Source organism: Candidatus Pelagibacter sp. HIMB1485 (assembly GCF_052048055.1).
Classification (GTDB): domain Bacteria; phylum Pseudomonadota; class Alphaproteobacteria; order Pelagibacterales; family Pelagibacteraceae; genus Pelagibacter.
The window spans coordinates 31,412-46,001 of sequence record NZ_JBNAIN010000002.1; the positions used below are offsets into that span (position 1 = coordinate 31,412).

Genomic DNA, 14,590 nt, shown 5'->3' on the forward strand with positions numbered 1-14,590 from the left:
TATGACATTGTGTAATAAGTGATTTTATTGAAAATTCAATATTTATAAAGTAATTATTCAATTATTATGGGAAATAAATACTCAGTATTTTCATTAATCAAAAACGCTCTTTCATATCATGAGAATTGGCAAAGAGCATGGAAAGACCCTGCTCCAAAAAAAGAGTATGATGCTGTTATAGTTGGTGGAGGTGGTCACGGTCTAGCAACAGCATACTATTTAGCAAAAAAACACAATATGAAAAATATTGCCGTTGTTGAAAAAGGATGGATTGGTGGAGGAAACACTGGTCGTAACACTACAATTATTAGATCTAATTATTTATGGGACGCTAGTGCTGGACTTTATGATCACGCGCTAAAAATTTGGGAAGGATTATCTCAAGAGTTAAACTACAATGTAATGTTTAGTCAAAGAGGTGTAATGAATCTTGCTCACAATTTGCAAGATGTAAGAGATTTAAAAAGAAGAACACACGCAAATAGACTAAATGGCATTGATGCTGTTTACTTGAGTACAGAAGAAGTTAAAAAGTTTTGTCCAATTATAAATACATCCCAAGATATAAGATATCCAGTACTTGGTGGTACATTGCAAAGGAGAGCTGGTACAGCAAGACATGATGCTGTTGCCTGGGGTTATGCTAGAGGTGCTGATGAAATGGGTGTTGATATAATTCAAAATTGTGAAGTAAAAGGTATAAAAAGAAATGGTGATAGTGTTGAAGGTATAGAAACAACAAAAGGATTTATTAAAACAAAAAAAATTGGAGTTGTGGCAGCTGGACACTCAAGTGTGATCGCTAATATGGCTGGAATAAGACTTCCTCTAGAAAGCAAACCTCTTCAAGCACTAGTGTCAGAACCAGTGAAACCAATAATTGATACGGTTGTTATGTCAAACGCTGTACACGCTTATGTGAGTCAGTCTGATAAAGGTGAATTAGTTATTGGCGCTGGAACAGATGATTATGTTTCATATACTCAAAAAGGAAGTCATCAAATAGTTGAAGGTACTTTAAATGCTATTTTAGAATTGTATCCAATTTTTAGCCGTATGAGAATGTTAAGACAATGGGGAGGAATTGTAGATATATGTCCTGATGCAAGTCCAATATTAAGTAAAACTTCTATCAAAGGACTTTACTTTAATTGTGGTTGGGGTACTGGAGGCTTTAAAGCAACACCTGGATCAGGAGATTTGTTTGCACACACAATTGCTAATGATGAGCCACATAAACTTAATGCAGCATTCAATTTAAATAGATTTGTAAGTGGAGACCTTGTTGATGAACATGGTGCTGCAGCAGTTGCTCACTAATGTTTGTTATTAATTGTCCATATTGTGGTGAGAGAGATCAGCAAGAATTTAAAGCTGGTGGTGAAGCCCATATAGAAAGACCAAAACAACCGACAGAACTTAGTGATGATGAATGGGCAGAATATTTATTTATGAGAAAAAATATTAAAGGTGTTCAATATGAAAGATGGAACCATGCTCATGGTTGTCGTAAATGGTTTAATATGATTAGAGACACTTCGAATGATGAGATTAAAGCAATCTATAAAATGGGAGAGAAACCCCCTTCGATATAAAACAAATGTCAGAAAATTTAAGAGTTAAATCTAGTCAATATATTGATGAAACAACAAGAGTTTCGTTTAAATTTAATGGTACCACTTATTATGGATTTAAAGGAGACACACTTGCTTCTGCTTTATTGGCAAATAATGTTCATTTAGTAGGTAGGAGTTTTAAATACCATAGACCAAGAGGTATAATGACATCAGGTTCTGAGGAACCCAATGCTATTGTTCAAATTAATCCCAATACTAGTAGAACAGAACCAAATGTTAGGGCAACTGAAGTTGAAATATATGAAGGAATGGAGGCATCAAGTCAAAATTGCTGGCCAAGTGTAAACTTTGATATTGGTGGAATAAATAATTTTTTATCACCCCTACTTCCTGCAGGATTTTATTACAAAACATTTATGTGGCCTGCAAGCTTCTGGGAAAAATATGAATACTTTATAAGACACTCAGCTGGACTGGGGAAATCACCAACATCAAACGATCCTGACATTTACGATCACAGAAATATTCATTGTGATGTTCTTGTAGTTGGCGCAGGTATATCTGGAATTCTAGCAGCTAAAAATGCTGCAAAGAATAACTACAAAACTTTACTTTTAGATGAAAAAAATGAATTAGGAGGATCAACTATTTATGAAAACAATGAAAATAATAAAATTGATAACAAAATTTCATCTGAATGGTTAAAAAAAGAAATTGAAGAACTTAAAAATATTAAAAATTTAGAAATAAAAAGTAGAACAAGTGTTGCTGCGTACCATCAATATAATTATTTGCTAGCAAGAGAGAACTTAACAGATCATTTAGAAAAAAAAGATAAGACAAATAAAATTAGACAAAGGTTACTTAAAATAAGAGCAAAGAAGGTAATTTTAGCAACAGGTGCTTTGGAAAGACCGATGGTATTTAATAATAATGATAGACCTGGAATAATGCTTTCTTCTGCAATTAAAAAATATAGTGATTTTTATGGCGTTGCCTGTGGAAGGAAGATTGTATTTTTTACAAATAATGACAGTGCATATGAAAGTGCACTTTCATTAAACGATAAAGGTATCAAAGTTGAAGCAGTAGTTGATATTAGAAAGCAATCCGAAACAAATTTAGAAAAAAGAGTTATTGATGCAGGTATAAAAATATACTGGGAACATACAGTTGTTGATACCTCCGGTTATAAAAGATTAAACAATGTCTCAATAATGAAACTATCAAATGATGGAACTTCAGTAACTGGAAATAAAATTTCTATTTCATGTGATTGTTTAGGGGTTGCTGGTGGATGGACTCCAGCTGTTCACCTATATACTCAGTCAGGTAGCAAACTTACTTTTGATGAAGATAAAAAAATATTTATTCCAAATAAAAATAATTCAGATCAAATAAGTGTTGGATCTTGTTGTGGTGATTTTAAGCTTGATGAAATACTTAAAAACTTAAATGAAAAACTAAAAGATTTTTTAGATATAAATAAAACAGATTTTGAAAATATTACTGTTAATAACGACCATGAAATTTCAAAAAGAAACATATGGTTATTACCGTCTGATAAAGTTTTAGGGAAAACTAAGCCTTTTGTTGATTATCAAAATGATGCAACTGCAAAAGATATAAAATTAGCATTAAGAGAGGGTTTCAGATCTATTGAACATGTCAAAAGATATACAACAACTGGGATGGGAACTGATCAAGGAAAATTAGGAAATATGCATGCTTTGGGAATAATAGCAGATACAGCAGGTGTTAAGATGGGAGAACTAGGAACAACTACTTTTAGACCTCCTTATACTCCTTTAACATTTGGAACAATTGTAGGACGTAATGTTGGGAAGTTTTTTGATATCTTTCGGAGAACACCTATGAATGATTGGCATGTTAAACAAAAAGCAGAATTTGAAAACGTAGGTCAGTGGAAAAGAGCTTGGTACTACCCTATCAATGGTGAAACTATGCACCAAGCAGTTCAAAGAGAAAGCAAGGCTGCAAGAGAAAGTTCAGGAATATTGGATGCGTCCACACTTGGTAAGATTGATATACAAGGAAGTGATGCCTCAGAGTTTTTAAATAGAGTTTATACAAATGCATGGTCAAAACTTGGCATTGGCAAATGTAGATATGGTTTAATGTTAAATGAAGATGGTATGGTATATGACGATGGTGTTACTACAAGATTAGGTGAAAATCACTATCTAATGACAACAACAACTGGTGGTGCAGCAAATGTTCTTGGAAAATTAGAAGATTACCTTCAAACTGAATGGCCAGAATTAGATGTATATTTAACTTCAGTTACAGATCAATTTGCTACAGCAAGTTTGTGTGGCCCAAATAGTAAAAAAATTCTTAAAAAAATTATTCCTGATTTAGATTTGTCTGATGAAAATTTTCCACACATGTCTTTTAAAGAAGCAAAAATCGGAAGTATTGTTTGCAGAATTATGAGAATAAGTTTCACAGGTGAGCAAAGTTTTGAAATTAACGTGCAAGCAAGTTATGGAAAAGATCTATGGGAGAAATGCATAGAGGCTGGTAAAGAATTTAATATTACTCCTTATGGTACAGAAACGATGCACTTACTGAGAGCTGAAAAAGGTTTTATTATTGTTGGCCAAGATACAGATGGAACAATGACACCAATAGATTTACAAATGGATTGGATTGTTAGTAAAAAGAAATATGATTTTATTGGTAAAAGATCTCTATACAGATCCGATACTATGAGAGAAGACAGAAAACAATTGGTGGGATTATTAACAGATGACCCTGAGGTTGTATTAGAAGAAGGAGCGCAAATTGTTTCTGAACTAGATAAAAAACCTGTTGAAATGCTTGGTCATGTTACGTCAAGTTACTTTAGTCCAAATTTAAATAAATCTATAGCCCTAGCAGTTGTAAGAGGTGGGAAAGATATGATGGGTAAAAAACTATTTATCCCTATGGAAGATAAAACAATTAATGTAACTGTTTCAAATCCAGTATTTTTTGATCAAACTAATGAAAGATTAAATGCTAAATTATAATCAAGTAACAAATAGTGAAATTAATAACAACGGTGTTACTGTAAAAGAAATTGCACCAATAATGAAATTAAATTTAAGAGGCAAAACAAGAGAATTTTTTACAAATGTAGGAAAAAGTTTAAATATGATTTTGCCAATAGAAGCAAATACATCCTCATCTAGTGATAAACTTACTGCGATATGGTTAAGTCCAGATGAATGGATGATTGTATCAAATGAGACTACTAGCAAAGAAACCAATATATACGAATTAAATGATATATTATTTAACAATATTTCAAAAACATCATTAGGAGCAGTAACCGATGTAACTGACCAATTTGTTCAATTAGAAATAAAAGGTGATAAAATATATGAACTTTTTTCTTCAGGATGTCCTTTTAATTTTAATTTATTTCGTGAAAAAAAAGGGTCAACAACTCAAACTTTGCTAAATCATATAGACGTTATCATTCACAATAAAGACAAAGATTATGTTAATTTATTTGTTAGAAGATCATTTGCCAAACACCTTTGGGAATGGATGGAAGATAGCTCTTCAAGATTATAAAAATTAATCTTTACGCCTATAATCCCACGGCATTTCAAATTTACCTTGCCAAATCCCTAATTTATTATTTTTGGCATTAATTTCATCAGAAACATATTTTTTAGAATACTTTCTGTATGCTACTGCATAACCATTTGAAACCATCCAAGAATTTAAATTTATGTTTCTTTTAAAACACTCACCTATTAACCTTTTATACCTATCAACATCCAAAATATTACAATTTAATTTTTGTTTATTAATCTTTTTAATTAACTTTTGAGTAGATACTTCTCCACACATATAATCTTTAGTAAAAGACATAAAAGATATTGTTAAATAAGTTTTTTTACATTTTTGTTTTTTTTCAGGTGCATCAATACCGTATAATCTAATTTTTTTTGAATTGATCTTAATTGTATCTCCATCAACAACTTTAGCAAAACCTGATATTTTATTTATATTTTCAGATCTTACATCGTTATAAGTAAGTATAAAAAATATAGATGAAATAATTATCAAAATTACCAATTTCTTTTTTGTATAAAACATTAACCAGTAGTTAATTTATTGTTAATATAATATTTAACATAAAAGAATAGTAAGATTGATATTAACCATTGCAATATCGCCCAGATATAAAAGAAAGTTTTAAAGTCTGCATCAATAGAACGTGCTATATAATAAGATAAAAATGGAACCAAAACGTTTCTTAATATATTGTTAACCATTGCTTTCTCAGATTTTTTCAAAGCCATAAAAAAACCATTTGATAGAAAAAAAATTGGGTATGCTGGTAAGATAAATGCAGAAATTTTTAAATACATCGACCCATATTCAATAACTTCAGTGTTTGATGAGAAAAATTTTGGCATTAGATCTGCAGTTACAAATACTAAAACTCCAGACGCTAACATTATAATCAAGCCGTATTTTACTGAAGTAAAATAAGATTGTTTTACTCTATCATAATATTTCGCACCTATATTCTGTGCAATAATTGATATTATTGCTGTATTTATTCCCAATACAGGCAGTAAGACAACCTGCTCTATCCTTGTTGCTGCTCCATAACCAGCAACGGCATATTCTCCTGTAAATGCAACATAAGTAAATACAATCGTTGCAGCAATTGAGTACCCAAGAATAGCTATTGTGATTGGCATTGATTGGAGGAAAATGTTTTTAATGTAGAAAAATTTAATCTTAAAATTTTGAATAGTGATCTCTTTAATACGTTTATTTTTTAACAATTTAATTAAAACGATTATTAGAGAAAGAAATTGGGCAATCAAAGTTGCATAACCTATACCCGCAACACCAAAAGCTGGGATAAATAAAAATCCAAATATAAATATTGGATTTAATAAAATGTTTAAAAAAAAAGATAATATAAGAGCATTTCTATATGTAACTGTATCTCCCTCAGCATGAAGAAATGAATTTAAAGCAACAACAAGAATAAAGAGAATAGTTCCATAAAATATTACATTAGTATACTCAAGGCCAAGAGTAATTACCTCTATGGATGAATTCATTGTTAAAAATAATTTTTCAGAAAAACTAAATCCAATTATCGATACAATTATTGAAATTATTACTGAATAAAAAATGATATTTGTAAAATAACCTAATACATTTTTTTCATTTTTTTCTCCAATACTACTACCAATTAATGAAGTTCCAGCAACAGTGACACCAATAGACGTGGCGATAATTAGAAAGTAGATTGGAAAGGATTTACTTAATGCAGATAAAGCTTCAGGCGAAATTTTCCCAGCATAAAAAGTATCAACTAGAGTGTATAATGTTTGAAATAATGTCCCAACACTTGCTGGTATTGCAAGTTTTTTTATAAGTTGAGAAACGTCATCTTTTAATAAATTCATTTCTTTAAACTAAAATATTTTAATATTCTTTTTGAAAGATATGACTTTTTCCAGTTTTTTTGGCAAGGTTAATTTGTTTTTGTCTCATTCTAAATCTTGATTTTTGATCATTTGTTAAATTATCGTGACAATTTGGACAAGAAACACCTTCTTCATATTTTTTAGATTTTTTATCTTTTGGAGAAATAGGTTTTCTACAACCACTACACATTGAGTAAGAACCTATTTTCAAACCATGCTTTAAACTAATTCTGTTGTCAAAGACGAAGCACTCACCTTTCCATAAACTTTTTTTTGGGTCTGTTTTTTTTAAATAGTTTAAAATACCACCCTTTAATTGGTAGACATTATTGTAGCCTTTATTTTCCAAAAAGACTGACGCTTTTTCACACCTAATACCTCCAGTACAAAACATAGCAATAGGTTGATTTTTTTTTAATTTTTTAAGGTATTTTGGAAAATCTCTAAAGTTATCTACATCTGGATTAATTGAACCTTTAAAAGTTCCAACTTTATATTCAAAAGGTTTTCTCGCATCAATTAAAACTGTTTTTTTATCTTTAATTAATGAGTTCCACTTTTGAGGGTTAACGTGACTATCTTTTTTTTTAATTCTCTTTTTTAAACTTAAATTCATTGGAACCACTTCTTTTTTAATTTTTACTTTTGGTTTATGAAACGGCTGAAAAGTGCTTTTTGAATTATTAATACTATCAAATTTTTCAAATTTAAATAATTTGTGTAAATAATCCTTGATCAGTTTAATATCTTTATTCTTTCCAGAAATTGTTCCATTTAACCCTTCACTGGAAATGATAATTGTTCCACGTATGTTTTTATTTAATAATTGATTTTGAAGTATTTTTTGATTTTTCTTTAAATGAGAAATTTTAATAAACTTATAAAATCCAAAAACATCAAACATTATAATTTTCTACAAACTGTCATACCATCACCTAATGGAACTATAATTTTTTCAACTCTTTTATCTTTGGAAACATAATTATTAAAATCTTTAATAGTTAAAGTGATTTTATCATCACAATTTTCATCGACAACTTGACCATACCACAGAACATTATCAATTATAATTAAGCCATTTTTCTTTAATAATATTAAAGATTTTTCGTAATATTCTTTATAATTTTTCTTATCAGCATCAATAAAAATTAAATCAAAATCATTTTCTTTTATTTCATTCAAACTTTCTAAAGCAGGTTTAATTATTGTTTTAATTTTATGACCTTGTTTTGCTTTTTCAAAAAATTTTATTGCAATTTCGTTAGTTTCTTGATTTTTGTCCAAAGCAATAATTCTACCATCTTCTGGTAAAGCAAGAGACATTGACAAAGCACTTAAGCCAGTAAAAGTTCCAATCTCTAGTATTTTTCTAACATTAGATGTTTTTACTATTAAGTGTAAAAATTGAGATTGTGAGATAGATATTTGCATCCTTTTAATGTCTCCCAGAGACTCATTATAAGAAATAATTTCTTTTTGAACTGAATGAAGATCTAGTCCATTATTTAAAATGTATTCTTGAATTTTGGTGCTAATTTTTAGGTCTGAGCCCATAAACCTAAAGTTTTTTCTTTAAAATCTCATTTACTAACTGAGGGTTAGCTTTTCCACCTGAAACTTTCATTACTTGTCCAACAAAGAAGCCAAATAATTTAACTTTACCAGATTTATATTCCGTAGCTTTATCTCTATTGCTATCAATTACTTTATCAATTAAAGCCTCTAAAGCTTTTGGATCGCTTTCTTGTTTTAAACCTTTTTCTTCAACAATTTTTTTAGGATCCTTGTCTCCTTCCATCATTTGTTCAAAAACAGTTTTTGCAATTTTTCCTGAAATTGTCCCATCCTTAATTAAATTAATTAATTTTGATAAATTACCGGCACTAATTGGACTATCGGTTATTTCTAAATTTTTTTCATTAAGTGCAGCAAATAATTCACCTATGATCCAGTTTGTTGCTAATTTAACATCAGATTTTTTAACAACATCTTCAAAATAATTTGAGGTTTCTATATCTGAAACCATGATATTTGCTTCATATGGAGTTAATTTAAATTGATCTATAAATCTCTTTTTCTTTTCATCAGGTAACTCTGGTATTTCTGATTGCAATTGATTTATGAATTCATCGGAAACTTCTAGTGGTAATAAATCAGGGTCTGGAAAATATCTATAATCATGAGCATCCTCTTTTGATCTCATGGATCTTGTTTCATTTTTTTTAGTATCAAAAAGTCTTGTTTCTTGATCAACAGATTGTCCATCTTCAATTAAATCAACTTGTCTATTAGCTTCATATTCAATAGCCATTTGCATGAATTTAATAGAATTAACGTTTTTAATTTCACATCTTGTACCAAAATCTTTTGTTCCTTTTTTTCTCACAGAAACATTAACATCTGCTCTCAAAGATCCTTCCTGCATATTACCATCACAAGTTCCTAAATATCTCATTATTGATCTTAATTTTTTAATATAGGCATTAACTTCCTCTGGTGATCTTAAATCAGGTTTGCTAACAATTTCCATTAAAGCTACACCTGACCTATTTAAATCAACAAAGGTGTTTTTTGGATCCAAATCATGGATACTTTTACCTGCGTCTTGTTCTAAGTGTAATCTTTCAATACCAACCTCTTTTTGACCATCTGGCATATCCAAAATAACTTTACCTTCACCAACTATTGGGTCCTTAAATTGAGAGATTTGGTATCCTTGTGGTAAATCGGCATAAAAATAATTTTTTCTATCAAATACTGATCTTTTGTTAATTTTAGCTTTTAATCCTATTCCAGTTTTAATTGCTTGCTTAACACAAAATTCATTAATCACTGGAAGCATTCCAGGAAAAGCAGCATCTACTAAACTTACCTGTGTGTTTGGTTCAGCGCCAAATTTAGTAGCTGACGTAGAAAATAACTTTGATTGGGAAAGTACTTGAGCATGAACCTCTAAACCAATGACAACTTCGTATTGATTATCATTTCTATTGATTAAATATTCTGACTTTTCTTTACTCACTTAATCCACCAATCAGTAATTTTATTTTTAAAATTAATTTTTTCTTCCATTGCATAAGCAATGTTTAAGATATTTTGTTCATCAAATGCTTTTCCAATAATTTGTAAACCTAAAGGGTAGCCTTTGCTGTCATGACCAGCTGGAATAGAAATTCCTGGTAAACCTGCTAAATTTACAGGAACAGTAAAAATATCGTTTAAGTACATTGAAACTGGGTCATTTGTTTTTTCACCAATTTTAAAAGCAGAACTTGGCGTTGATGGAGTTAATATTGCATCTACTTTTTTGTACGCTTCATCAAAATCATTTTTAATTAGTTTTCTAACTTTTTGAGCTTTCAAATAATATGCATCGTAATAACCTGAAGATAAAACATATGTGCCTATCATTATTCTTCTTTGAACTTCTGCTCCAAATCCCTCTGATCTAGTTTTTTCATACATATCAATAAGGTTTTCTCCATCAGCTCTAAAGCCATATTTAACACCGTCATATCTTGCAAGATTAGAAGATGCTTCAGCTGGTGCCACTATATAGTAAGTTGGTAAAGCATAATTTGTGTGTGGAAGAGAAATATCGATTATTTCTGCACCACAATCTTTAACGTACTCAATACCTTTTTGCCAAAGATCATCAATTTCTTTTGGCATTCCTTCAACTCTATATTCTTTTGGTATACCTATTTTTTTTCCTTTAATGTCTTTTGTTAATTCTTTGCTGTATTGGTTTCTTTTAAAATCAATAGAAGTTGAGTCCTTTTGATCGTATGAGCTAATTACCTCTTGCAACAAGGCACAATCTTTAACATTTTGAGCCATTGGACCAGCTTGATCAAGAGAAGATGCAAAAGCAACTATTCCGTATCTAGAACAACTACCATAAGTTGGTTTTAAACCCACTGTTCCTGTAAATGACGCCGGTTGTCTAATAGATCCACCTGTATCTGTTCCAATTGTAATTGGTGTTAATTGTGCTGCTACAGCAGAAGATGAACCTCCAGATGAACCACCTGGAACTAAATTTTTATCAATCGGATTTTGAACATTACCAAAAAAACTTGTTTCATTTGAAGATCCCATTGCAAATTCATCACAATTTAATTTACCAATAAGAATTGCTCCTTGGTTCCAAATATTCTGAGTAACAGTGGATTCATAAGTAGGTATAAAATTATTTAATATCTTACTACCAGCTGTTGTTCTTACATTAGCTGTGCAAAATAAATCTTTTACAGCCATAGGAATTCCTGGTAACTTTAAATCTAAATTTGGTTTGTCATCAAATTTTTTAGCTTTATCTAAAGCATTACTAAAATCTTCAGTTATATAAGTGTTTAACTCTTTTGATTTTTCTGATCTATCAACAAAAGCTTTGGTAACTTCTGTAGAAGAAAGTTTTTTTTCTTTAATATTATTAACTAATTCAGAAAGTGTTTGCTTAGTTATATCAGACATTATTCTATAACTTTTGGTACAACAAAATAATCTTCATTATCTTTTGGAGAATTTTTTATTATTTGTTCTCTTAAATTATTACTTTTAACTTCATCAGGTCTTAATTTTAAAGTCGTTTCAGCTACAGATGTAAGTGGATTAACATTTTCGGTTTTAAGTTCATTAAGTTTCTCAATAAAATCAAAAATTGAATTCAAATCACTAACAAGTTTTTCAGCTTTTTTCTCATCTACTGAAATTCTTGATAATTTAGATATATGCTTTATGGTTTTAAGATCGATGCTCATATGATATTTAAATATGACGCAAACTATCACTATAGTTTAAAATATACAACATGATCACAATAGAAGAATTCAAAAAAAAACAGTCAGAAAAATGTCGTTTGATAGGTTTAGATCTAGGTTCAAAAAGAATTGGTGTATCAATTTGTGACGAAAAGCAATTAATTGCTACCCCTTATAAAACTATACACAAATCAAAAAATAATGAATTAATTGAAGAATTAAAAAACATTATTGAAGAGAATGACATCAAGGCAATTATCATTGGTTATCCTCTAAATATGGATGGATCTTCAGGATCTTCGGCACAGTCGGTCAATGATGTATCTAAAAATATAGATAAAGAGATAGATGTTGATGTGTGTCTCTGGGATGAGAGATTGTCAACTGTTGGGGCTTTTAATTTATCAAGTCAATTAGATGTTAATGTATCTAAGAGAGAAAAGAACATAGATCAGAACGCAGCAGCTTTTATTCTTCAGGGAGCCATAGATTATCTAAATAATTAATCCTTGCCATTCAATGGCTTTATAGTTATAGAGTTAATTTTAATGGCAAAAAACATCAAAGCTATTAAAATTTCTCAAAAACATTTGTTAGGTATACAAGATCTATCAGTAAGTGATATTAACTGTATTTTAGATGAATCTGAAACCTTCATTAAATTAAATCAAAGTAAAAACAAAAAAATTGATGTTTTAAGAGGTAAAACTCAAATTAATCTATTTTTTGAACCATCAACAAGAACACAAAGTTCATTTGAGTTAGCTGGAAAAAGACTTGGAGCTGATGTGATGTCAATGAATATGAATAATTCAGCAATTAAAAAAGGTGAAACTTTAATTGATACAGCAATGACTCTAAATGCAATGCACCCTGATATTATTGTAATAAGACATCAAGACTCTGGAGCATGCAATTTATTATCTCAGAAAGTAAATTGTGTAGTATTAAATGCAGGTGATGGAAGGCGTGAGCACCCTACTCAAGCATTACTGGACGCTTTAACAATAAGAAATAGAAAAAAAAAAATTGAAGGATTAAAAATTGCTATATGTGGAGATATTCTTCACTCGAGGGTCGCAAGATCGAATATTTATTTATTAACGATGCTTGGTGCTCAAGTAAATATTGTTGCTCCAACAAATTTAATGCCAAAGGAAATTGAAAAGTTTGGTGTTAATACTTTTACCGATATGAAAAAAGGATTGAAAGATTGTGACATTGTAATGATGCTAAGATTACAAAATGAGAGAATGACAAGTTCTTATTTGTCATCAAATAGAGAGTATTATGAATATTACGGTTTAACACCTGATAAATTAGATTATGCTAAACCTGATGCATTGATAATGCATCCTGGACCAATGAATAGAGGTATTGAAATAGATACTAGATTGGCAGACGATATAAATAAAAGTGTAATCAAAGAACAAGTTGAACTTGGAGTTGCTGTAAGGATGGCCTGTTTAAAAATATTCTGTGAATAAATGAAAAAACAATACTTTATTAACGCAAATATAATTGATCCTCAAAATTCAATAAATGAAAATGGAGGACTAATTGTTGGAGAAGAAGGTAAAATTGAAGCAATAGGAAAAAAAGTAAATACAAATAATTTACCATCTAGAGAAAAACCAATTGATTTAAAAGGAAAATATATATTCCCTGGTTTAGTTGATATGAGAGTTTTTGTTGGAGAACCTGGGTATGAGTATAAAGAAAATTTTAGAACTTTAAGTAATGCAGCTCTATCTGGCGGTGTAACATCCGTAGTAACAATGCCTAATACAGACCCTGTAATTGATAATGTTTCAATTGTAGATTTTTTAAAACGAAGAGGACGAGATAAATCTAAGATTAATATATTTCCATGCGCATCTCTTACACAAAATGTTGAGGGAACTAATATGACAGAGTTTGGATTATTAGCTAATAAAGGGATTGTAGCTTTTACAGATGGTGTAAAGACAATTCAAAATACTAGATTAATGTCAAGAATAATGAATTCAGCAAAAGATTTGGGGTGCCTAATAATGCAACATGCTGAGGATTATGAGTTGGCAAAAAACGGTATGATAAATTCAGGTATAATCGCTACAAAACTTGGGTTATCAAGTATACCAGATGTGGCTGAGAGAATAATTATTGAACGAGATTTAACATTGTTAGAAAAAGCAAAGTGTCGATATCACATATCTCAACTATCATCGGGCAAATCAGTAGAAATCATTAAACAAAGAAAAAATGATATTAAATTTTCTTGTGGAGTTTCAATAAATAACCTTTCCTTAAATGAAAATGATATTGGAGATTTTAAAACATTTTTAAAATTATCTCCGCCATTGAGAAAAGAAGAGGATAGATTGGCTTTAGTCCAAGGATTAAAAGATAAAACAATTGATGTCATTGTTTCAGATCATAAACCCGAAGATGAAGAATCAAAAAGATTGACATTTTCGCAAGCAGCAACAGGTGCGTCTGGTATAGAAACTTTATTGTCTTTAAGTTTGGAACTATTTCATAATGGATCTGTAAAACTTGAAACAATAATCCAAGCACTAACATCTAATCCAGCTAAAATTTTAAATATCAATAAAGGAAATCTTTCAATTGGTAATGATGCTGACTTTTGTATTGTTGATATAAATAAACCTTGGATTGTAAAAAAAGAAAATTTAATTTCTAAATCCAAAAATACGTCTATTGAGGACAAAAAACTTCAAGGAAAAGTAACCAATACATTTGTAAAAGGTAAAGAATTATTTAAGATATAAAA

Annotated in this window: 14 protein-coding genes; 7 read left to right on the forward strand and 7 right to left on the reverse strand. The window is 29.9% G+C overall.

Translation table 11 applies throughout. The features are described 5' to 3' along the window. The first annotated feature begins 66 nt into the window (after window positions 1-66). Genes ACTTA4_RS02610 through ACTTA4_RS02625 form a run of 4 tightly spaced genes read left to right on the forward strand, consistent with a single transcriptional unit; the run spans window position 67 to window position 5,162 of the window. A complete protein-coding gene (locus ACTTA4_RS02610) occupies window positions 67-1,320 on the forward strand; it encodes a sarcosine oxidase subunit beta family protein (RefSeq protein WP_440633420.1) in 1,254 nt (417 codons plus the stop codon). Continuing rightward, a complete protein-coding gene (locus ACTTA4_RS02615) occupies window positions 1,320-1,595 on the forward strand; it encodes a sarcosine oxidase subunit delta (protein WP_075506763.1) in 276 nt (91 codons plus the stop codon). Before ACTTA4_RS02610 ends, ACTTA4_RS02615 begins: the two co-directional genes overlap by 1 nt. A gap of 5 nt (window positions 1,596-1,600) precedes the next feature. Next, window positions 1,601-4,612: a sarcosine oxidase subunit alpha family protein gene (locus tag ACTTA4_RS02620; protein WP_440633421.1), complete on the forward strand. Its 3,012-nt coding sequence runs from the start codon at window positions 1,601-1,603 to the stop codon at window positions 4,610-4,612. Then, window positions 4,599-5,162: a sarcosine oxidase subunit gamma gene (locus tag ACTTA4_RS02625; RefSeq protein ID WP_440633422.1), complete on the forward strand. Its 564-nt coding sequence runs from the start codon at window positions 4,599-4,601 to the stop codon at window positions 5,160-5,162. Before ACTTA4_RS02620 ends, ACTTA4_RS02625 begins: the two co-directional genes overlap by 14 nt. Before the next feature lie 3 nt (window positions 5,163-5,165). Here the strand turns inward: ACTTA4_RS02625 and ACTTA4_RS02630 are convergent, their stop codons facing one another. From ACTTA4_RS02630 to gatC, 7 genes are read right to left on the reverse strand one after another with little or no spacing between them, the layout of a single operon-like run. Then, complete coding sequence (locus tag ACTTA4_RS02630; protein WP_440633423.1) at window positions 5,166-5,693, reverse strand: thermonuclease family protein; 528 nt, start codon at window positions 5,691-5,693, stop codon at window positions 5,166-5,168. Beyond that, window positions 5,693-7,030: an MATE family efflux transporter gene (locus tag ACTTA4_RS02635; RefSeq protein ID WP_440633424.1), complete on the reverse strand. Its 1,338-nt coding sequence runs from the start codon at window positions 7,028-7,030 to the stop codon at window positions 5,693-5,695. Before ACTTA4_RS02635 ends, ACTTA4_RS02630 begins: the two co-directional genes overlap by 1 nt. 19 nt (window positions 7,031-7,049) lie before the next feature. Then, the gene (trhO, locus tag ACTTA4_RS02640; protein ID WP_440633425.1) at window positions 7,050-7,955 is read right to left on the reverse strand and encodes an oxygen-dependent tRNA uridine(34) hydroxylase TrhO; all 906 of its coding nucleotides are present in this window, start codon (window positions 7,953-7,955) and stop codon (window positions 7,050-7,052) included. Continuing rightward, the gene (locus ACTTA4_RS02645) at window positions 7,955-8,605 is read right to left on the reverse strand and encodes an O-methyltransferase (RefSeq protein WP_440633426.1); all 651 of its coding nucleotides are present in this window, start codon (window positions 8,603-8,605) and stop codon (window positions 7,955-7,957) included. Before ACTTA4_RS02645 ends, trhO begins: the two co-directional genes overlap by 1 nt. A 4-nt stretch (window positions 8,606-8,609) precedes the next feature. Then, on the reverse strand, window positions 8,610-10,073 hold the full coding sequence (gene gatB, locus ACTTA4_RS02650) for an Asp-tRNA(Asn)/Glu-tRNA(Gln) amidotransferase subunit GatB (protein WP_440633427.1): 1,464 nt from the start codon (window positions 10,071-10,073) through the stop codon (window positions 8,610-8,612). Then, window positions 10,070-11,527, reverse strand: coding sequence for an Asp-tRNA(Asn)/Glu-tRNA(Gln) amidotransferase subunit GatA (gene gatA / locus ACTTA4_RS02655; protein WP_440633428.1), 1,458 nt, complete (start codon window positions 11,525-11,527; stop codon window positions 10,070-10,072). Before gatA ends, gatB begins: the two co-directional genes overlap by 4 nt. Beyond that, on the reverse strand, window positions 11,527-11,814 hold the full coding sequence (gene gatC / locus ACTTA4_RS02660; RefSeq protein ID WP_440633429.1) for an Asp-tRNA(Asn)/Glu-tRNA(Gln) amidotransferase subunit GatC: 288 nt from the start codon (window positions 11,812-11,814) through the stop codon (window positions 11,527-11,529). The genes gatA and gatC overlap by 1 nt, the downstream gene beginning before the upstream one ends. A gap of 50 nt (window positions 11,815-11,864) precedes the next feature. Here gatC and ruvX point away from each other — a divergent pair, with 50 nt between their 5' ends. From ruvX to pyrC, 3 genes are read left to right on the forward strand one after another with little or no spacing between them, the layout of a single operon-like run. Continuing rightward, window positions 11,865-12,320 carry a Holliday junction resolvase RuvX gene (gene ruvX, locus ACTTA4_RS02665; protein WP_440633430.1) on the forward strand — a complete coding sequence of 152 codons (456 nt, stop codon included), beginning with the start codon at window positions 11,865-11,867 and terminating at the stop codon, window positions 12,318-12,320. Between the two features lie 42 nt (window positions 12,321-12,362). Beyond that, window positions 12,363-13,301 carry an aspartate carbamoyltransferase catalytic subunit gene (locus ACTTA4_RS02670; RefSeq protein WP_440633431.1) on the forward strand — a complete coding sequence of 313 codons (939 nt, stop codon included), beginning with the start codon at window positions 12,363-12,365 and terminating at the stop codon, window positions 13,299-13,301. Next, complete coding sequence (gene pyrC / locus ACTTA4_RS02675; protein ID WP_440633432.1) at window positions 13,302-14,588, forward strand: dihydroorotase; 1,287 nt, start codon at window positions 13,302-13,304, stop codon at window positions 14,586-14,588. Window positions 14,589-14,590 lie beyond the last annotated feature (2 nt).